A 19578-nucleotide genomic window follows, 5' to 3' on the forward strand; every position below is an offset into this window, starting at 1 on the left:
GCGCAGGTCAATGAAAATAAGCTGGCCCAGGTCTCGCCGACCGTGCACCCAGCCCATCAGTACCACGCCTTGGCCAACGTGGCTTGGCCGCAGTTCGCCGCAGTAGTGAGTGCGCTTCAATTCGCCGAGAGAATCAAGCAAGGTTTGTGGTACCTCAAGAACCCCGCCTCTGAAGAGGCGGGCTACACCTTTCGCATCGCTTTGAGGTGGTCAAGCAATTCATATTCGGATAGCTGCTTCTGTTCGCCGTCGCTCATGCGTCGGAGCGTGAATTTTTTCGCGCCCAATTCATCTTCCCCAATAATCAGCGTGTAGCGGGCGTGGAGCTTGTCGGCAAGGCCGATAGACTTCTTCAGTTTCATCTCTTCGGGCGGCAACTCGACTGTGTATGCCTCTGAGCGCAGTCGCCGCGCCAGCTTGACCGCCGGCGCATAGGCTGCGCTGCCCATCCATGCGACAAAAACATCGAGCGGCCGTGAGGCATCCACCTTCCCTGCATCCTTGATCGCGTCGATAAAGCGGTCTGTGCCCAGCGCGAAGCCAAACCCTTTGGCCGGAGGGCCTCCCAGGAGCTCAGTAAGCCCGTCATAGCGCCCGCCGCCGACGACCGCATTCTGCGCGCCCAAGACGGGGCTCGTGATCTCGAACGTCGTGCGCATGTAGTAGTCGAGGCCCCGGACAAGCCGCGGCGCAATCGTGTACGGGATTTCTCGCAGCCTGAGTTGCCGCTGGAACTCCTCGAAGTGCTCGCGGCAGGGCTGGTCGAGGTGGTCGGTGATGGCTGGCAGCTTTTTGATGATGGGTTGGTCGGCTTCGACCTTGCAGTCGAGCACGCGCAGGGGGTTCGCCTCGGCCCGGCGCTGGCAGTCGTCGCACATCTGCGACTTCACCGACTCAAGCGCGCCGCGCAACTTCTCGACATATTTCGGCCGGCAATCGCCGCAGCCAATCGAGTTCACCAGCAGCGTCCAGCGCTCGATGCCGCACTCGCCGAGCAGGACGGCGAGCATCTCCATCAGTTCAGCATCAATCGCGGGATGATCGGTCTGGCCCAGGACCTCCGCGCCAATCTGATAGAACTGCCGGTAGCGGCCCTTCTGCGGCCGCTCGCGACGAAACATCGGCCCCATATAGTAGAGCTTCACCAGCCCCGGCCAGGTGTGCATCCCATGCTCGATGTAGGCGCGGCAGACGGAGGCAGTGGCCTCGGGACGCAGTGTCAGAAGCCTTCCCTTTAGAGGGACCTCTTTAACCGACTCTTTAACAGATGTGAAAATCTCGGAGATCGCCCCCTCCTCCTCTCCAGGGAGTTCCTCTATCTCCTCAAACTCGCCGAAAATTGTTTTTCTCAGGCCGATAAAGTCCCGGAGGCGATCAAAGGGATCGAAAAAGGTGTAGAGCTCCTTGTTCACTATGTCAGTGTCGCTACCGACAGACCGCTCAAACAGCTCGGTGTGTTCAAAGATCGGCAGGCGGATTTCGCGGAAGCCGTAGGATTCAAATACGCGCCGTGTCGTCTCTTCAAACCAATTCCACAGTGCTGAGTCAGGCGGCAAAATGTCGCGCACGCCTTTGATGGCTTGGAACTTCTTCTTCACTATTTCGACTTCCCTTCGTTCCTCAGGGCAAGCCCTTCTTGCAAGTAGATCTCTTTGTAGTTCACATACCGGGCAGCGTAGCCGTCAATCGTTTCAAGGTCCTTCTCCGTCAGGCTGCGCAAGAACTTGGCCGGGACTCCGACGAAAAGACTACGGGGAGGAATTTGCGTCCCTTCCGGGACCACCGCGCCGGACGCAATGATGGAACCGCTGCCCACTTTGACGCCATTCAACAGAATCGCTCCCATGCCGATCAAGCACCTCGATTCCACCGTGCAGCCGTGAAGCACCGCTCCGTGACCGACCGTGACGCCGTCACCGACCAACAACGGATGCAAATCTTTGTACACGTGGAGGACACAACCATCCTGAATATTCGTCCGGCTGCCGATGCGGATAAAGTGCACGTCGCCCCGGACGACGGTGTTGAACCAGATACTGGAATGTTCGCCGATGATCACGTCGCCAATCACCTGCGCGCTCGACTCGACAAACGCCGTCGCAGCAATCTGCGGCACGCGTCCCTGGTAGCTGTGGATCAAATCGTCCCTTGAACGGCGGTGTAGCGGCCGCCTTCAGCGGGCATTCCCCGTCACGAAGAAAGATGCCGGCCTGAACGCCGCCGCTACCTCGCAGACAAACACGCAAAACTAGCACACGCGGGAAAGACTGACAAGGCAGGCGGAGAAAGAACTGTTCCTGAAGGTGTTTCTCACTCCATCTGGATCTGCACAAGCTGGCCGGCGCCGGTGAGGTTGATAACGCTGAGCCGGGCGGCCACCTGGCGGGCGAAAACGTAAAAACTCTTGGCGCCGTCGCCGTCTTCGCCGAAGGCAGCCACCGGACGGCCCGTGTCGCCGCCGATGCGGATGCGGGGATCAATCTCGACCTCGCCGAGGAAGGGCACGCCAAATTGCGCCGCCATGCGCTCGCCCTCGCCGTGGCCGAAGATATCAATCTTGCCGTCGCAGTGCGGGCAAGAAAAATAACTCATGTTCTCGACGATGCCAAGAATCTCCACGTTCACCTGGCGAAACATTTCGACCGCTTTGCGCACGTCCGCCAGCGCCACGATCGAAGGCGTCGTCACGATCACCGCTCCCGAGACGGGCACCGTTTGGATCAACGTGAGATGGACGTCCCCCGTTCCCGGCGGCAAGTCCACAACGAGGTAATCCAGTTCGCCCCAGGCGACGTTGCGCAGAAACTGTTGGACAACTCCGTGAAGCATCGGGCCGCGCCAGATCAGCGGCTTATCGCCGGGGTTGAGGTGGCCCATCGAAATCATCTTGACGCCGTAGGCTTCAAGCGGGGAAATGCGATTCTCGCCCACGATATGTGGCTGCTCGCTGTTCCCCATCATCAGCGGCACATTGGGGCCGTAAACGTCGCCATCCATTAAGCCCACTCGAGCGCCCATGCGCTGGAGCGCAATCGCCAGATTCACGGCCACCGTCGTCTTGCCCACGCCGCCCTTGCCGCTGGCCACCGCAAGGATGTTCCGGACACCCGTAATCGGGCCTTTGTCCCCCGCCGCTCTCCCCCGGGGCACGCTCGCATCCCATTTGACTTCCACCTGCGTTACACCCGGAATCCGACCTACCTCCGCCTGAACGTTCTTTTCGATTTCCGTCTTGAGCGGACAGGCAGGCGTGGTCAAAACGACGGTCAGTCCGACCCGCCCATCCTGAATCCTGATATCTTTCACCATGTTCAGGGTGACGATATCGCGGTGCAGTTCCGGCTCCGGCACGCGCCGGAGGGCCTCCAGCACCGCTTGTTCCGTTATGGCTTGCGCCGGCATGCAACTCTTTCTTTCTTCGAATCTCTTGCCCAACGCTTCATCGTAGAGGATTGCGTGGCAGCAATCAAGCGAGCCCCAAAAGGCCCCCGAGGCAGGTGCCTCGGGGCTCGGCGGAGAGTGTTACGCCGCGGCCCGACGGAGGCACGTGCCCTTCGGCTCCGCTCAGGACAAGCCTCGGGGCTGGGGGGTCTCTCCGCAAGACTGCGCGACTCTCCTAGATTCTCGGCAGCACAATCCCCTGCTGCTTGTCGTATTTTCCCTTTTTGTCTTTGTAGGAGATTTCGCAGACCTGGTCGGCTTCGAGGAAGAGGACCTGGCAGATGCCTTCATGAGCATAGACGCGGGCGGGTAAAGGAGAAGTATTGGAAATTTCCAGGGTGACGTACCCTTCCCATTCCGGTTCAAACGGGGTGACGTTCACGATGATGCCGCAGCGCGCGTAGGTGGATTTACCGACGCAGATCGTCAAGATGTTTCGCGGGATGCGAAAGTACTCGACCGAGCGCGCCAGGCAGAAGCTGTTCGGCGGTATCACGCAGATGTCACCCCTGTATTCGACCAAAGAGCGGGCATCGAAGTGCTTGGGATCCACGATGGTCGTATTCACATTAGTAAAAATGCGAAATTCATCGGCCACCCGGATATCGTAGCCGTAGGACGACAAGCCATAGCTGATGACGCCATTGCGAACCTGACTTTCAGCAAACGGCTCAATCATCTTCTGCTCGGTCGCCATCTTGCGAATCCACCCGTCGGATTTCAACATGGTTGCCCCACCCTTTCCCCTCTGCATCCCTTGAGTTCCGCCCTGCGTGGCCCAAATTTCATCCAGCGAGGTCGGCGTCCTGCCCTGCGGCGATGCCCCGCCGGCCTTCTCGCAAAGAATCGAATCGTGCGTTGGACGGTGCGCATCTTATTACAGCGCAAAACTGCTTGACAACCTGAAACTCGTTGCCTAGCATACCGCTTGCTTTGTCTGTCTGCTGGCAAGTAGTGAGAGGGCGACGGTGATCAAGCTCGATATCGTCAACGAAGTTGTCAACCGCACCGGGGTTACCAAAACCAAGGCCGAGATCGCCGTTGAGACTGTGTTCGGATCCATGAAGAAGGCGCTCGAAAACGGTGATCGCATCGAACTGCGCGGGTTTGGCGTTTTTAACGTCAAGCCACGCAAGACCGGCATCGGCCGCAACCCGCGCACCGGTGCTGAGGTCGCCATCCCCCCGGGCAAGGCGGTGCGCTTCAAGCCGGGTAAAGAGCTGCAAGCCCTCTAGGTGCGGTACGCATTTTTACGGGACCCGGGCGAGCATAGCCGTTTTGGCTCGCCTTTTCTTTTTGGAGAATGGTTTGGGCGATGACGGGCAGACTCCGCTTTCTCTTTTCCCCAAAGTCTCAGGGGAAAAGCGCCCCTGGCTTGTCCCGGAAGAAACTTCTTATCAGGTAACCGTCCCTCTTCGTCGCCGGCCCATTGCCCTCAACCTGTTCCTGTTCGTTCTGACACTACTCACGACCCTGTCGGTGGGCGCGGGCTTGGCCATGGCCTACGCCAGGAATCAGCCCGGCTATTCGCTCGAACTCAATCCTCTTTCGGTCCTATCGCTGCCGTTCCGCCATCCCCGGCAATTGCTGATCGGGATTCCTTTCTCGTTCACTCTTCTTGGAATCCTCATGGCGCACGAGTTGGGTCATTATTTGACCTGCCGCTATTATGGGATTGCGGCCAGTTATCCGTATTTCATCCCCTTTCCCAATATCATTGGCACGCTGGGTGCTTTCATCCGCATTCGTTCTCCGATCGTCAACCGCAAAGCGCTCTTTGACGTTGGCATTTCCGGCCCGATTGTCGGTTTCTTGTTTGCTTTGCCAGCCCTTGCCATCGCCGTCGCCTATTCCAAGATTATTCCCGGCAGCCAGTTCGACGGTGCCATCATCTTGGGGAACCCGCCCTTGTTGGTCATGCTCGCGCGTTATTTTCATCCTGATGCGGCCGTGTCCGATATTCTTCTGCATCCAGTGGGGCGAGCAGCATGGGTAGGACTGTTTGCGACGGCGCTGAATCTCCTGCCCGTTGGCCAGCTCGACGGCGGCCACATCGTCTATTCCCTGGCCGGGCGGAAACACCGCTATATCTCCTGGGTCTTTTGCCTCCTTCTGATTCTTCTCGGAACCATGTACTGGGGCGGCTGGATCAGCCTTGCGATTCTCCTGTTCTTCCTCGGGATGCGTCACCCCGCCTTGCTTGACCCTGGCCAGGAGCTCGAGGCCAGCAGGAAATGGTTGGCCATCGTAGCCCTCGCCATCTTCTTGCTCTGCTTCACTCCCGCTCCGTTCCTCGCCCGCCTGTAGCTCCATGCCCGGCCGGGTCGGCCGGCGGCGGCGTGCTCGACCGCCCGGCTCTGTTCCGCTTGAGATCGCGCCTCGAGCGCCGCTACATTAGACTCAGCGGATCAACGTCAATCAAGACTTTGTCGCTCGAGATTTCCGCCTTCTGGCAGAAAGAAAGGACGCGGTGGAGCGCTTGGATGAGAATTTTTCTTTGAAGAGCCTTCAACAAGAATTGGATGCGATAGTCGCTGCGGAGCCTGGCGATGGGGGCTGCGGCAGGGCCGAGTACCTTGATGCCCTGCTGCTCTTGCTTCTCCAGGAACTCGCTCAACCGCTGCGCCACCCGGCTCGCCTCTTCCACCCGGCGCGAACGCACCAGGATGCTGGCCAGCGCCACAAAAGGCGGATAGTGCATGATCCGCCGGTACTCCGATTCTTTTCGGTAGAATCCCTCATAGTCCTGCGCTACGCCGAACTGGATAGCATAGTGATCGGGAAAGTAGGTTTGCACAAGGACCTTCCCCGGAAGATCGCCACGACCGGCGCGGCCGGCCACCTGCGTTAATATTTGAAACGTCCTCTCGCCTGCCCGAAAATCCGGCAAGCCAAGGATCAGGTCAGCGGAAACGACGCCGACCAAGGTGACCCGCTGGAAGTCGTGGCCTTTGGCCACCATTTGTGTCCCGACCAGGATATCGAGCTTCCCCCGTGCGAACGCGGAAAGAATCGCATGGTAGCGCCGTTTGCCGCGGACACTATCGCGGTCGAGCCGGGCGATGCGAGCCAGCGGAAAACGTTCCCGCAAACGTTCCTCCACCCGCTCAGCCCCTTCCCCGACAAAGTAGATATACTCGGCCTGGCACTTCGGGCAGGACTTCGGCACGGGCTTCTGAAATCCGCAGTAGTGGCAGAGCAACCGATTGCGGGCTTTGTGATAGGTGAGGGAGATGCTGCAATTCTGGCATTGAACCGCGCTGCCACACGAACGGCACAACACAAACCAGGAGTAACCGCGACGATTCATAAGGACCACCGCCTGGTTTCCGGCGGCCAGTTCAGCCTCAATCGCCTCTTCCAGGGCGCGAGAGAGCGGCGTGATGCGAGGCGAGGCGCGATATTCCTCCCGCATGTCCACAATTTCGACTTGCGCCAGGGGCCGGTCGGCGACCCGCGCCTTGAGCTGCAATAACCGATACTTGCCCAGCCCGGCGTTCATAAACGTCTCCAGCGCCGGTGTGGCCGAGCCGAGCACCACCGTCGCCCCCTCCAGCTTTCCGCGCACGACCGCTACATCTCTTCCGTTGTACTTCGGCGTCTCTTCCTGCTTGTAGCTGCTATCCTGTTCTTCGTCCACGATGATGAGTTGCAGATTCTCGACCGGCGCGAAAACAGCCGAGCGCGTCCCCACCGCCACTCGGGCTTCGCCCCGCCGCAACCGCCACCACTCTTCCCCCCGCGCCGACTCCGGCATGGCGCTGTGCAGCACGGCCACCGTCGGCCCCAGTTTCGCGCGCAGCAGCCTGGCGGCCGCCGGCGTCAATGCGATCTCCGGCACCATCAACAGCGCTGTCCCTCCTCGCTCCAGAGCCATCTGGATCGCCCGCAAATATACCTCGGTCTTGCCGCTGCCGGTGACGCCATAAAGCAAGCTGGTGGCGAATTCCCGTCGTTCCAGCATTTGTCCGATCGCCTCGACCGCCGCCTGCTGGTCAGCATTCAAGATATTGGCTGACGGATCGAAGTCGAATTCAAGCGGTTCAGCTTCTGGCACGATCGGCTCCTGCCAGGCAGACAGCCAACCCGCCCGCACCAGCCGCGCCACCGCGCTGCGCTTCACCCCCGTTGCCGCCATCAAGTCTCGCCGGGCGGCTGGGCCGCGCCCGCCGCGAAAGTATTCACCAACCGTCGCCGCCGCGCCGCCAAGCAGAGCGGAATCTTTACCGGCGCCGATCCAGGCAACGACCATCTCCGTCCTGGCTTTTCTGCGCCGCACCACTTCCCGCTGCTCAATCGCTCCCACCCGAATCAAACGCGGCAGCAATTCCCCGGCTGTAGCAATCCTCGTTTGCGCCTGTTGAAGGCTCATCCCGTCTTTTCGAGACGAGAGCGCCTCCAGCAAAGCCAACTCGGCACGGGGGCGATCCCCAACCTCTGCCATTCGGAGCCGTTCGATCCGTTCGCATCCAGCTTCCGTTAAGCGCAAGAGGCGCCTTATCCGCAGCTCTGCCGGAAGAGGCAGCATGGCCTCGAATACCTCTCCGGGCGGAGCAAGATAGTACTCCGCAATCCACTGGCCAAGCCGGAGCAGGGTCGGCGTCAGGATCGGGCTGGCATCGAGAACCTCAGCGATTTCCTTGATCGGTGTCCGCTTGGGAATCTCGGCGCTCAGTCCAACGAGCATCCCGACCAGGGAGCGATTCCGGAACGGTACGTGGACGCGGCAGCCGGGTTGCGCCAGCGGAATCCAACTTGGCGGCACGCGATAAGTAAAGGTGGTCGGCAGGGGCACCGGCACGGCCACGTTGCAATAGACTTCTTCGGCCATGGCCGAACCTATCCTTCGGTGGAGTTTAGGGCCGCCCCTTCCGGTGAGCTGCCGGCAGGCTTCTTTCCTGGGAGCCCGAGGTGGGCAATGATCTTCTTGAGGTCTGTCCAGACCTCGCCCTTGGCGTTTGGGTTCCGCAAAAGGTACGCGGGATGAAAGGTTGCCATGAGTTTTGCGCCGCGATAATCCATAAACTGGCCGCGGACTTTGGAGATGCCGACCGTGGTGCCCAGCAAAGTTTGGAAGGCAACGTTGCCGAGGCAGCAGATTACCTTCGGCCTGATGGCGTCGAGTTGGCGAAGCAAAAACGGTGAGCACGTCGCAATTTCGTCCTTCTCCGGCGTTCGGTTCTCCGGCGGACGGCACTTGATGATGTTGCAAATGTAAACGTCCTCGCGCTTCAACCCCATGGCCTGGATCATCTGGGTGAGGAGCTGGCCCGCCCGCCCCACGAAAGGGAGTCCTTGCGCGTCTTCTTCGGCCCCGGGCCCTTCTCCGATGAAGACCAGTTCGGCCCGCGGATTGCCCACGCCAAAGACAATGGTGTGGCGATGGGAGCAAAGCCGGCACCGGTGGCAGTCGCCCAGCTCTTCCCGGATTTGTTCGAGCGTCTCCCCCGCGTGGGACTCCACTTGATCAAAGAGAGAGGGCACGAGGGCGGGGAGTTGAAACGGCTCCTGCTCGGCGCCTGGCGCGCTTTGGGAAAAAGTGTCGGGTGGCAAAACCGGCTCCCCGGCGACTGGCGCCGGCGAAACGGGCACTTCGGCTCGCCCACGGGGTTGCCGATCCAGATAAAAGGGGCCGAGGCTCATGTCATCGAAGAACTTCAACCATTCTTCGAGCATCAAGCGCGTGGGGGCAGGCATCAGGCTCCGTTGCGGAGGCGTAGAACCTCGTCCAGGATGCGATTGGCAATCTCGAATTTGCCGGATTTCGGAAGCTCCGTCTGGCGGTGGTCCCGCGCCAAGAGCGTCACAGTATTGGTCTCGCTGTCAAACCCGGCACCGTCCTGAGTTACATCATTGGCGACGATCAGATCCAGCCTTTTTTCAACCAATTTCTTCCGCGCATTGCCGAGCAGATTCTCTGTTTCTGCGGCAAAGCCGACAATGGTCTGTTTGCCTTTCTTTTTTCCCACCTCGGCCACGATATCCGCCGTCAGCTCAAGCTCCAGGCTGAATTTCTCCGCGCCGCGCTTCATTTTTTGCTTCTGCCGGGCCGATGGCCGGTAGTCGGCGACCGCTGCCGCCTTGATGACCACGCTGGCCCTCTCCAGGCAACCTAGCACCGCCCGCTGCATCTCCTCGCTCGAACGGACAGAAATGAATTCCACGTCGGGCGGCGGCGCAAGATGCGTGGGGCCGCTTACCAGGATCACTTTGGCGCCCCGTCGCCGGGCGGCTTCCGCCACCGCATAGCCCATTCTCCCGGATGAACGATTGCTGATGAACCGGATGGGATCAATGTCTTCGATGGTTGGCCCGGCAGTGACGAGTACCGTCTCCCCTTGGAAATCGTGCTTGATGCCGAGCACGGCTGAGACCCGGGCGGCAATCGCTTCCCCGCTGGCCAATCTTCCGGGGCCGGTCATGCCGCAGGCCAGGTAGCCTTCGTCAGGCTCAACGACATGAACACCGCGAGCCGCGAGGGCGCGTAGATTCTCCTGCACCGCCGCGTGTTCCCACATGTTCACGTTCATCGCCGGGGCAACAATGACCGGGGCCTTGGTGGCCAGGTAGAGCGTCGTGAGGAAGTCGTCGGCGATGCCGTGGGCAAGCTTTCCCAGAAGGTTGGCGGTTGCCGGAGCGATCACCAGCGCGTCAATGGATTGGGCGACGGCGATGTGTTCGATCGCGCTCTCGACGTTCGCAGGCCTTGCCGTGTCTCCGAACATTTCGGTGATTACTTTCTGCCCGGTGATGGCGGCAAACGTAAGCGGGGTAATAAATTCCTGAGCGCTGCGGGTCAGGATGACCTGAACTTCCATTCGCTCCTGTTGCAGCCGCCGGACCAATTCTGCCGCCTTGTACGCGGCGATACAGCCGCTGATGCCGAGCGCGATCTTCATCTTGCGTCTCCTGCCTCACTTCTCCGACCGTTTTCGTTTGCCATCTTTGCCCGATCCGTCTGGAAGCTCCGGCACCTCATACTGTAGCAAACCCTTGTCCAGTTCCTCCATCGCTATGCGGGTGGACTTGTGGGAGCGCGGGTGCTCAAGCAGCGCCCGGGCCCCGCCTTGCAGTTGCCGGGCACGACGCGACGCAATTACGACGTATCCGAACTGGCTCTCGGGCTTCTCCGTCATCGGCGTTCACTATCCTCCAAAGGTTTCCAAAATCTTTTGAATCCGGCCGGTGTTCTGCTCCCGGCTGGCCGTTTCGAGCTGCCTGCCGCTCCGCACCGCATTGGCTATGGCCATGACCTCATCGGCGGCGCGCGTCAGCTCGTCATTCACCACGATATAGTCATAATCCTGCCACCGCCGCATCTCCTGCCGGGCGGTCTCCAGCCGGCGAGCGATGGCGGCGTCGCTATCCTTGCCGCGGCCCCGGAGGCGCTCTTCCAGCACCTGGCGCGAAGGCGGTGCGATGAAAACGGCAATTGCCGATGGGCCAATCTTCTTTTTTACCTGTTCGGCGCCTTGCACGTCAATTTCCAAGACAAGGTCTTCCCCGGCCACTCGAGCTGCTTCCAGCTCCGACTTCGGCGTTCCGTAGAAATTTCCAAATACCTCAGCCCACTCGATGAACTCCTCGCGGTCACGCATCAACTGAAATGTGCGCCCATCGACAAAACGATACCACTCGCCTTCCTGTTCGCCGGAACGCGGCGTACGAGTAGTAACCGAGACCGACAGGCGCATCCGCGGCAATTGGAGCAACTTTTCTACCAGAGTCGATTTGCCGCATCCGGAAGGGCCAGAGATGATAAAAACTCGGAACGCGTCAGCGCTGGCCATGGTCGCTTTATTCCACGTTCTGCACCTGTTCGCGGAGTTTTTCAATCTCCGCTTTGAGTTGGAGGCCAAGGTCGGTGATAGCGATCCCGTCCGCTTCCACCCCGGGCGACTTGGCCATGAGCGTGTTCGCCTCGCGCTGCATCTCTTGCAACAAAAAATCGAGCTTCTTGCCCATTTCCCCCCCGGTCGAAATCATCTGCTCAAACTGCCCAATATGGCTGCGAAGACGGGTGACTTCCTCGGTGATGTCACTCCGTTCGGCCAGGATGGCGGCTTCCTGAGTGATGCGAGAGGGTTCAGGCGCGACTGAAACGAGCAGCTTTTGCAGACGATTTTGAAGCAACTGGAAATATTGGGGTTGGGCCTTACGATTCAATGCTTCCAACTTCGCCGCCACTTCCTGTATCTTTTGGGCGCGTTGTCCCAGTTCCTTGGCCAGAGCTTGTCCTTCCTGGGTTCGCATCTCGTCCAGCCGGGCAATCGCTTCCGCCAGACAGCGCTCCACTGCGCCCGAGATGGTCCGACGGGTTTCTTCGTCCACCGGGCCGTGTTCGCTGGCGAGCACGCCGGGCAAACGCAGCAGCTCAGCCGGATTGGGTGAGCTGTCGAATGAATATTCTCGCCGAAGCTCGCGCACAAGACTCACATAGCCGGTAAGCGCATCCCGGTTCACATGCACGCTTGCCATGTCCTTTCGGCTGATTTGAGCGCTCACGTCCAAGTGCCCGCGACAAATTTTGTCTCGTAGCCCTTGCCGCATCACCGGTTCACAGAACTCCAGTTCGACCGGCAACCGGATATGCAGGTCCAAAAAGCGATGATTCAAGCTGCGAATCGCCAGCCGCAGCGTCCAGTCCCGCTCCTGAAGGGTAGCTTCCGCATATCCGGTCATGGATTTCAGCATGGCTACACGGAGGTGGTCTCCACTCCTGGCTCGTTCTCCACAAATTGCATCTCGTAAAGGCGCTGATATAGCCCGCCGCGGGCGAGGAGATCTTGATGACTGCCGACCTCCGCGATCCGCCCCTCTTCGAGTACCATGATCTTGTCGGCCCGGCGAATCGTGGAAAGCCGGTGGGCAATCACAAAAGTCGTGCGGCCTTGAATCAAATTGGCAAGCGCGCGCTGGACGGCCAGTTCGGATTCGCTGTCCAGCTCGGAGGTCGCCTCATCCAGAATCAAGACGCGGGAATTCTTGAGCAGCGCCCGGGCGATCGCAATCCGCTGCCGCTGCCCCCCTGAAAGCCGCATGCCCCGCTCGCCGATCACCGTTTGATACCCGTGGGGTAATTCCAGGACAAAGTCGTGCGCCATCGCTGCTCTCGCCGCGGCAATGACCTCGTCGTCTTTCTTGTCTCTCAAGCCGTAGCAAATGTTATTTCGGACGGTGTCGTGAAACAGGATCGTTTCCTGCGTGACAACAGCAATTTGGGAGCGGAGCGAATTCAGATTCACATCGCGGACGTCCCGCCCATCTATCAGCAAACGGCCTTCCGTAACATCGTAAAACCGTGGAAGAAGATTGACCAGGGTGGACTTCCCTGCCCCGCTGAGCCCGACAATCGCTACCACTTCCCCCGCCTGCACGCTCAGATCGATGTCCTTGAGAATCGACATCCCGCTGTCGTAAGAAAAGCTGACGCGGTCAAACTGGATCGAGTCGCGGAACGGCGGCAGCGCCGGCGCCCCCGGTCGCTCCTGAATCTCCTCACCGAGGTTGAGATACTCAGCTATGAAAGAGGAGGCCCCCGAGGCTTGCTGGAACATGTTGTAAATCGAGCTCAGCCCTTTGACCGGTTCGTAGAGCTTGAACATCGCAAAGACGAAAGCAGCAAATATGCCCGTGGTCATGACCCCGCGCTGGATCTCATTGCGGGCATAGAGAAGGATAAGGACGATGGCGATCGCCCCCAGCACCTCCATGAGCGGTGGTGATACGATGTGCGCCCGCACCCATCGCATATTGCTCTTGAGCAGCCGTCGGGTGGCCTCGCGAAACTTTTCGATTTCAAACTTCTCCATCCCAAACGCTTTGACAACCCGGTTGCCGCTGATCGTCTCCTGCAGAATGCGGCTCATCTCCCCAACGTTTTCCTGGCTCTTCCTCGAAGAGCGTCGGATCAGCTTGCCCAGGTTCACCGAGGGATAGAGAACGAAGGGTAAGAGGCAAACGGCGCCCAGCGCCATCTTCCAGTCGAGCACGACCATGACGCTGAACAGGATGATCGCCGTCGAAGTGAACCGAACGAGGTCGGCTACCGCCTGGGAAACGACATATTGAATCTTTTCGATGTCGCTGACGATGGCTGACATCAACTTCCCGGTGGGATGGTCCTGAAAAAAGCGAAGCGGCTGGCGAATGATTTTTTCATAGACGCGATTGCGGAGGTCCATCACCGCCGCCTGGCCGGCAAAATTGATCATGTAGCTCCCGCCAAACTGCGATATCGCCTTGTACAGCGCCATGGAAACAAAGAAGAAAGCAAAAACCGTCCAGACGTTGCGAAAATACCCCGGAACAAATTGGCGGAGGTAAATGCTCTTGCCTATGCGGGGAATCGTCACCAAAACCAGGTCGGAACTGATTTCCTTTGGGCTCAAGACCCGATCAAATACCGGCCCAATGCTCAGGGTGAGCATGCCCTCGAAGACCCCCACCGCGAGGAGCAAGAAGGCCCCGGCCGCCAGCAGGGTGCGGTAGCGCCATGCATGCTGAAAGAGAAGCGACACGCCACGATTGGAAACCGACGCCAGCGGACTCTCCCTCATGCCGAAATTCGGGCGTGGGTCAAACTCCCAACGATAGGGGGGAAACCGTTAAAAGTCAATCTGCCCCAAACGCAACTACTTGACCAAATCCCGATGAGTAACCTTGGTGTCGTATCCGTGCCGGGCTAATTCGCGGTGAATCGCTTCCGAGATCGCCACCGAACGATGACGCCCGCCGGTGCAACCGACCGCAATTGTCAAATAGCTCTTCCCTTCGCGCATGTAATGCGGCAAAAGGTAGATCAGCAATTTGCTCAACCGCTTGATGAATTCCCGGGTTTGCCGAAAGGACCGGATGTAGCGCATCACCGCCGCGTCCTTGCCCGATTTGGCCTTGAGTCCCGGAACAAAATTGGGGTTTGGCAGAAAACGCACGTCGAACACAAGATCGGAATCGGGCGGCACACCATAACGATAGCCAAAGCTCGTCAGGGAAATGAGGATGCGTTTCCGGCGGTCTTCTCCTTGGAAGCGATGGATGACGTGCTGGCGCAATTCGTGGACATTGAAGCGGGTGGTGTCAATCACCACATCGGCCAGTTCGCGAATCGGCTGCATCATCCGACGTTCAGCGCGGATGCCGCTCGCGATCGTTTTGTCCAGCCCGAGTGGATGAGGCCGGCGCGTCTCGCTGAAACGGCGCACCAGCGCGTCGTCCCTCGCTTCCACGAATACCAGTGTCGCCGCTTGTCGCCGTTGCAGTTGGCGGTAAAGCTTCGGAAATCGGCCCAACGCCCCGCCTTCCCGCACGTCAACGAGTAAAGCGGCCTTCGCAATTTCACTTCCGCTCTCGCCAAGAAGATCGGCGAACGTCGGAATCAGATCTACCGGCAGGTTATCCACGCAGTAGTAACCCAGATCCTCAAAGGTCTTGAGGATGGTTCCTTTGCCCGACCCGCTGAGGCCGGTAAGGATGATGAGCTGGCGTGAGGTTGGTTGCCCGATTCCTTTCACGCGCGACCTGGCGTGGGCGCTGCCCCGGCCGACTCGTGCCCTTCCAGCTTTTCGGGCTTATCGCCCGTTACTCCCGTTCCCGCAGGTTGGAACGGCACTAGCCTGGTTTATGCCTTCACACGGCGTTGATGAGTGCTTGGAATTTTCATATCTTCGCGGTACTTGGCCACTGTCCGCCGCGTCACAAGGATGCCCTCCCCGGCAAGACGCTTGGCGATCTGCTCGTCGGTCAGCGGATGATTGGCATCTTCCTCTTCAATCATCTTCTTCACCCGGCGCTTCAGCGTAACCAACGAGGTGTGCCCTCCCTGCGGGCCACTGACCGCTTCCGAGAAGAAATAGCGCAGCTCAAAAACACCCTGGGGAGTGTGGGAGTACTTGTTCGCAACCGCGCGGCTCACCGTCGAGGGGTGTACCCCCACCTCCTCCGCCACCTCCTTGATCATCATCGGCTTCAGGGCATCGATGCCGAAATCCAAGAAATCCCGTTGCCGTCGAATAATCGATTCGCAGACACGGATGATGGTGTGCTTTCGCTGCTCGATATTCTTGAGCAATTGAACCGCTGAGGTGAATCGTTCCTTTACGTAGTTGCGAACCTCGCGCGTGGACACCGCCCGGTCGAGCAGTTTGCGATAGACCGGGCTCAAGCGCAATTGGGGCAGATCGTCCTCGTTCATCAGAATCTGATAGTCATCGCCCGACTTGACGATGAATACGTCCGGCTCGATGAGCCTTGGATTCGTCTTGTTGTAGCGCTGGCCGGGCCTGGGGTCGAGCCGTCGTATGATGTCAATGGCCGTCATCACCGCGGGAACCGATCGGTTCAGGGCGCGGGCTATTTCCTTGTATTGCTTGTTCTGAAGTTGCTTGAGGTGGTCGGCAACGATCTGCTGCGCCAGCGTGCTATCCGGGGCGATCATCCGCAACTGTAGCAGCAGGCATTCGCGCAGGTCGCGCGATGCCACTCCCGGCGGGTCAAACTCCTGCAGCAGTTTGAGCGCCTGCTCGACATCAGCAAGCTCGTGGTTGCCCGAGCGGGCGATTTCCTCAAAGGTCGCGCTCAGGCAGCCGTCCTCATCCAGATTTCCGATGATCGAGTGGGCCGCTTCCCGAACCTTCTCCTCGCATGGCGTCAGCCCGAGCTGCCACTCCAGGTGATCGGCCAGCGATGTGGGCGAAGAGAGGAAAGTTTCAAAGGACGGTTTTTCGATTTCTTCGCGCTCGCGCGGCCGCTCGGTCGTCTCCAGATAGTCGTCAAAAAAAGCCTTGATGTCCATCTCATCGAAGGGATCCGACTCAGCCTGATCCTCGGCGGCCTTTTCCGTTTCATTCTGAGCGAAGGCCTCGTCACTGGGATTTTCCAGGGTCTGCGCCTCCTCCGCCAGCTCTTCCAAGATGGGATTCTCAACCATCTCCTGGTTAATCATCTGTCGCAGCTCGAGCTTGTTAAGCGCGAGCACGCTTACCATCTGGACGAGCCCGGGTGTGAGGATCTGCTTTTGCGCAAGCCGGAGATGCAGTTGTGGCCGCTGTCCGTTCATGGTTCAGTTCATCTGAAAATGGTCGCCGAGATAAACGCGGCGGACTTCGCTGTCCTTGCCAAGCGCTTCCGGTGTGCCGACGCGAAAGATCCGGCCAGTGTTGATGATGTAAGCGCGGTCGGTCACCCGCAATGTTTCTCGCACATTGTGATCCGTCACCAGAACCCCGATATTCCGTTCCTTCAAGCTTCGGATGAGCTTCTGAATGTCCAGAACTGCGATCGGATCAATTCCTGAAAAAGGTTCATCCAAGAGTATGAAACAAGGCGAAAGCACCAGCGCTCGGGCGATCTCCACCCTCCGCCGCTCCCCGCCGGAAAGGGTGTAAGCGCGGCGATGGCGCAAGCTCACCAGCCCCATCTGGCCCGAGATGTCTTCCAACCGTTCCCGCCTAGCCGACCAGCTCATCGGCAGAGTCTCAAGCACTGCCATCAGATTCTCTTCCACGCTCAGTTTTCGGAAGACGGAAGGCTCCTGCGGAAGATAGCCGATGCCGTTGCGGGCCCGCATGTACATGGGCAGCAGAGTGATTTCATCGCCGTCGAGGAAAACCTGACCCGAGTCCGGGCGAGTGAGGCCAACGATGATGTGAAACGTGGTGGTCTTGCCAGCGCCGTTCGGTCCCAGGAGTCCCACCACCTCGCCCTGCGCCACTTCCAGGTTTACGTCGTCAACGACCTTGCGTCCCCGATACGATTTGTTGATCTCGACGGTCGTCAGTTTCAACATAAACGATCATGGGGCAAGTTGGTGTCTTGAAAGTGTTCGTTTTCCCGCTTGCGATTCCACGGTGATGCTAGCACCCGCATTTTTGAAAGTCAACGTGGCCCCGGTCGCCGTGCCAAGTTCGTCATCTTCGAGCGTCGGCGTTCCGCCCGAAAGCACGATCGTCTCTTCGGCCGGAAAATATTCGGCGCGTTCGCTATGTCCGCGGCGGCCTGGCTGAACGATCCGGACGTTACCCTGCGCCACGATTCGTTCCACCGTCCCCCCTGTCGCCTTCCCCGGAGCGGCCAGCCGTATCTCGAGCGCCTGTGACGTGAGCCGCCCAAAATCTCCGGCGGCCTTGACCGACCCTTCGTAGTGAATGAGGTTGTCCTTCGCGGCAAAGGTCATGCTGTCGGAATGAATGTGGAGTGCGCCTCCAGGCCTCTCCGCCCCGGGTCCGCCCCCGGCCGCTTCCTTTCCCTTGGCCAACACCCCCAGCACGCTGCGGACCTCCCCGGTCGCCACCAGGCCTTGGGCCTTGTCGTTCAGGTTGACCTCCATGACATCTGCCTCAACCGCATCCGTGCCCTGCCAGAGACGGACTCGCCCCTCGTATTGCGCCCAACCATCCTCGGCGCGCGCCCGCATTCGCCTGGCGTTCACTTTCACCGGCCCGCTCTCCCCCGGCAGCGACAAGGCTGTCCTGCCAAGCGCAAGAAAATATGTGGTCTGGACTCCTCCTTCGGCCTGCATTTCATTTCTTTCTCGAAAGAAGGTGAATTGGTTGGCGGTTGTGCGGCTGGCGCGATCGCTGAGGGCGGGGGAGCCGGAAAGTACGATCGTCGCTTTCCGTAGATCGTAGAGGGCGCTCGCGGAAGCTGCCGATTGTTCGCCCTGCTGGTATCGAAAGTTTCCAGTTTGCAAGATCTGAACCATTTCTCGTCCTGAAGAATCCCACTCGATGGCCAGCACATCGCTGGTGGCAACTCGAGGCGGCTTGCCCGCCAGACCACGCGCGGGCTTGCCCGGCCCCGACGCATCGAGGGTTTCGAAACGTGCATGAGGGCCAGCACGGAGCGTTTGGATTTGGCCTGCATCGCCAAACTTGGCCGTGAGCACATCCCCGCTGATGACCTGCTGCTCTTTGGCGCCGACGATGACCAACTTGCCTCCGCCCAGAGTCTCAGCGCTCTCTGGTTTAGCACCGGCTTTCAGCAGCAGGCGCAGGCCCGGTGCGGCGAGTCTGTATTCTCTTTCACCGGCATCGGGCGAGCGCGCGGTGGATGTCACCCTCACGTCGCCTTCCGCCTCGATACGCTCCACGCGATCGCCATGCTCAACGAAATAGCCCGTTAGCCTGTTCGCCTCGAGTCGCAACCGGCTGCCAGCCCCGACGCTTTCTAAAACCACGGAACCTTCCGCCGTCACTTGCGTCGGTGCTTCAGCCAGGAAGTGCGAAGTGACGCGGTCCGCGCGAAAGCTCACGGTTCGCCCGCTCTCTTCAGCGGTTCCGGCAACTTCGCCCTCGGCCGCAACGTTCACCGGCCGCATCCTCGAATCGAGCTGGGCGATAAACGAGCCGGCACTCATCCGCCGGCCTGCCTGGCGAACTTCCACGGGCGGAAAAACCCGCACCTGATTGCTGGCGCGTCGAAATTCAAGCGCACTTCCGCGCAACGTCACCGGCGCTTCCCGGCCATCTTCACGTCGCTCAGCCGTGATCTCAACGTTGTGTTCCAACCGCAGAATTCCCTCGCGGGCGCGGTAGCTCAGACCCTTGGCCCGTCCGTGGCCGCCCGCAAAACGAAATGTGACCACCTGGTCGGTAGATCCCAGCGCTGATTCTTCCAGGAAGCGAACCGCGGAAGCGGTCATCCAAAACGGCTCGGCCGAATCGGGCCCGCCGGATTCCTTCCTGCCTGCCGCCTTCGCGCTCTGCAAAGTGATTTGCACGGAGCCGGGGCAAGAAATTTCACCTTGCTCGGCAAGATATTCACAGCGCGAAGAGGCCACCCGGTCGTGCCGAGAGCCGTCGCTCCCAAAAATCACAATGGAGACGTCCTCAAGGAGGCTTTTCTTGCTGTCTTTGAACTCGGTGGCACGCGAAGCATGAATCGTGAAGAGGGTCCGTCCCCGGTCTATCTTGGAAAACGTAAATTCCGCCGAACGCTGGCCCACGCTTGCCGGAACGGGTGGAGGAAGCGACTTGCGAGCCAGGCTCACCTGTCGTTGGCGGTAGAGATACACTCCGACGATGACCATGACCAGCGCGACCGCCACCATTGCCGACCAACGCCGCAACTTGTTGATCCGATCCTGATTGCCGAGCAGCATCGAATGCTCACCAACCAGTATAGGAGATGCATCCACGG

Annotated in this window: 17 protein-coding genes; 2 read left to right on the forward strand and 15 right to left on the reverse strand. The window is 59.6% G+C overall.

The window, feature by feature from the left end; genetic code table 11:
• Nucleotides 1–182: 182 nt before the first annotated feature.
• The 4 genes from hisS to dcd form a co-directional block, all read right to left on the reverse strand.
• A complete protein-coding gene (gene hisS / locus VIH17_07980; GenBank protein ID HEY4683172.1) occupies nucleotides 183–1598 on the reverse strand; it encodes a histidine--tRNA ligase in 1416 nt (471 codons plus the stop codon).
• Nucleotides 1598–2140: a gamma carbonic anhydrase family protein gene (locus tag VIH17_07985; GenBank protein HEY4683173.1), complete on the reverse strand. Its 543-nt coding sequence runs from the start codon at nucleotides 2138–2140 to the stop codon at nucleotides 1598–1600. Before VIH17_07985 ends, hisS begins: the two co-directional genes overlap by 1 nt.
• A 170-nt stretch (nucleotides 2141–2310) precedes the next feature.
• Nucleotides 2311–3402, reverse strand: a complete 1092-nt coding sequence (locus tag VIH17_07990) for an Mrp/NBP35 family ATP-binding protein (GenBank protein HEY4683174.1) — start codon at nucleotides 3400–3402, stop codon at nucleotides 2311–2313.
• Nucleotides 3403–3616: 214 nt separating this feature from the next.
• Nucleotides 3617–4168: a dCTP deaminase gene (dcd, locus tag VIH17_07995; GenBank protein ID HEY4683175.1), complete on the reverse strand. Its 552-nt coding sequence runs from the start codon at nucleotides 4166–4168 to the stop codon at nucleotides 3617–3619.
• 241 nt (nucleotides 4169–4409) lie between these two features.
• Here dcd and VIH17_08000 point away from each other — a divergent pair, with 241 nt between their 5' ends.
• Together VIH17_08000 and VIH17_08005 are read left to right on the forward strand one after the other, a co-directional pair.
• A complete protein-coding gene (locus tag VIH17_08000; protein HEY4683176.1) occupies nucleotides 4410–4676 on the forward strand; it encodes an HU family DNA-binding protein in 267 nt (88 codons plus the stop codon).
• Nucleotides 4677–4749: 73 nt separating this feature from the next.
• Nucleotides 4750–5748: a site-2 protease family protein gene (locus VIH17_08005; GenBank protein HEY4683177.1), complete on the forward strand. Its 999-nt coding sequence runs from the start codon at nucleotides 4750–4752 to the stop codon at nucleotides 5746–5748.
• Nucleotides 5749–5830: 82 nt separating this feature from the next.
• Here VIH17_08005 and priA read toward each other — a convergent pair whose 3' ends face one another.
• From priA to lptC, 11 genes are all read right to left on the reverse strand, one after another.
• Nucleotides 5831–8272, reverse strand: a complete 2442-nt coding sequence (priA, locus tag VIH17_08010; GenBank protein HEY4683178.1) for a primosomal protein N' — start codon at nucleotides 8270–8272, stop codon at nucleotides 5831–5833.
• An 8-nt stretch (nucleotides 8273–8280) separates the two neighbouring features.
• On the reverse strand, nucleotides 8281–9138 hold the full coding sequence (locus VIH17_08015; protein HEY4683179.1) for a uracil-DNA glycosylase: 858 nt from the start codon (nucleotides 9136–9138) through the stop codon (nucleotides 8281–8283).
• Nucleotides 9138–10340 carry a bifunctional phosphopantothenoylcysteine decarboxylase/phosphopantothenate--cysteine ligase CoaBC gene (coaBC, locus tag VIH17_08020; protein ID HEY4683180.1) on the reverse strand — a complete coding sequence of 401 codons (1203 nt, stop codon included), beginning with the start codon at nucleotides 10338–10340 and terminating at the stop codon, nucleotides 9138–9140. The genes VIH17_08015 and coaBC overlap by 1 nt, the downstream gene beginning before the upstream one ends.
• A 15-nt stretch (nucleotides 10341–10355) precedes the next feature.
• The gene (gene rpoZ / locus VIH17_08025; GenBank protein HEY4683181.1) at nucleotides 10356–10577 is read right to left on the reverse strand and encodes a DNA-directed RNA polymerase subunit omega; all 222 of its coding nucleotides are present in this window, start codon (nucleotides 10575–10577) and stop codon (nucleotides 10356–10358) included.
• Nucleotides 10578–10586: 9 nt separating this feature from the next.
• Nucleotides 10587–11231: a guanylate kinase gene (gene gmk / locus VIH17_08030; protein ID HEY4683182.1), complete on the reverse strand. Its 645-nt coding sequence runs from the start codon at nucleotides 11229–11231 to the stop codon at nucleotides 10587–10589.
• A gap of 7 nt (nucleotides 11232–11238) precedes the next feature.
• Nucleotides 11239–12135, reverse strand: coding sequence for a YicC/YloC family endoribonuclease (locus tag VIH17_08035; protein HEY4683183.1), 897 nt, complete (start codon nucleotides 12133–12135; stop codon nucleotides 11239–11241).
• 2 nt (nucleotides 12136–12137) lie between these two features.
• Entirely contained in the window at nucleotides 12138–14000 is a 1863-nt protein-coding gene (locus VIH17_08040) for an ABC transporter ATP-binding protein (protein ID HEY4683184.1), read from the reverse strand.
• 75 nt (nucleotides 14001–14075) lie between these two features.
• Complete coding sequence (rapZ, locus tag VIH17_08045; GenBank protein HEY4683185.1) at nucleotides 14076–14954, reverse strand: RNase adapter RapZ; 879 nt, start codon at nucleotides 14952–14954, stop codon at nucleotides 14076–14078.
• A 107-nt stretch (nucleotides 14955–15061) separates the two neighbouring features.
• Nucleotides 15062–16498 (reverse strand): RNA polymerase factor sigma-54, encoded by a 1437-nt coding sequence (gene rpoN, locus VIH17_08050; protein HEY4683186.1) that lies wholly within the window; start codon nucleotides 16496–16498, stop codon nucleotides 15062–15064.
• Between the two features lie 3 nt (nucleotides 16499–16501).
• Complete coding sequence (gene lptB, locus VIH17_08055; GenBank protein ID HEY4683187.1) at nucleotides 16502–17227, reverse strand: LPS export ABC transporter ATP-binding protein; 726 nt, start codon at nucleotides 17225–17227, stop codon at nucleotides 16502–16504.
• 6 nt (nucleotides 17228–17233) lie between these two features.
• Nucleotides 17234–19540, reverse strand: coding sequence for an LPS export ABC transporter periplasmic protein LptC (lptC, locus tag VIH17_08060; protein HEY4683188.1), 2307 nt, complete (start codon nucleotides 19538–19540; stop codon nucleotides 17234–17236).
• Nucleotides 19541–19578 lie beyond the last annotated feature (38 nt).

The sequence above is a fragment of the Candidatus Acidiferrales bacterium genome (assembly GCA_036514995.1).
Lineage (GTDB): Bacteria > Acidobacteriota > Terriglobia > Acidiferrales > DATBWB01 > DATBWB01.

Excerpts from the sequence above, each read along its gene's own strand:
- VIH17_08015 (HEY4683179.1), bottom strand. The coding sequence starts at position 9,138 with ATGCCTGCCCCCACGCGCTTGATGCTCGAAGAATGGTTGAAGTTCTTC.
- VIH17_08040 (HEY4683184.1), bottom strand. The coding sequence starts at position 14,000 with ATGAGGGAGAGTCCGCTGGCGTCGGTTTCCAATCGTGGCGTGTCGCTT.
- priA (HEY4683178.1), bottom strand. The coding sequence starts at position 8,272 with ATGGCCGAAGAAGTCTATTGCAACGTGGCCGTGCCGGTGCCCCTGCCG.
- coaBC (HEY4683180.1), bottom strand. The coding sequence starts at position 10,340 with ATGAAGATCGCGCTCGGCATCAGCGGCTGTATCGCCGCGTACAAGGCG.
- lptB (HEY4683187.1), bottom strand. The coding sequence starts at position 17,227 with ATGTTGAAACTGACGACCGTCGAGATCAACAAATCGTATCGGGGACGC.
- rpoN (HEY4683186.1), bottom strand. The coding sequence starts at position 16,498 with ATGAACGGACAGCGGCCACAACTGCATCTCCGGCTTGCGCAAAAGCAG.
- dcd (HEY4683175.1), bottom strand. The coding sequence starts at position 4,168 with ATGTTGAAATCCGACGGGTGGATTCGCAAGATGGCGACCGAGCAGAAG.
- VIH17_07990 (HEY4683174.1), bottom strand. The coding sequence starts at position 3,402 with ATGCCGGCGCAAGCCATAACGGAACAAGCGGTGCTGGAGGCCCTCCGG.
- gmk (HEY4683182.1), bottom strand. The coding sequence starts at position 11,231 with ATGGCCAGCGCTGACGCGTTCCGAGTTTTTATCATCTCTGGCCCTTCC.
- lptC (HEY4683188.1), bottom strand. The coding sequence starts at position 19,540 with ATGCTGCTCGGCAATCAGGATCGGATCAACAAGTTGCGGCGTTGGTCG.
- rpoZ (HEY4683181.1), bottom strand. The coding sequence starts at position 10,577 with ATGACGGAGAAGCCCGAGAGCCAGTTCGGATACGTCGTAATTGCGTCG.
- VIH17_08035 (HEY4683183.1), bottom strand. The coding sequence starts at position 12,135 with ATGCTGAAATCCATGACCGGATATGCGGAAGCTACCCTTCAGGAGCGG.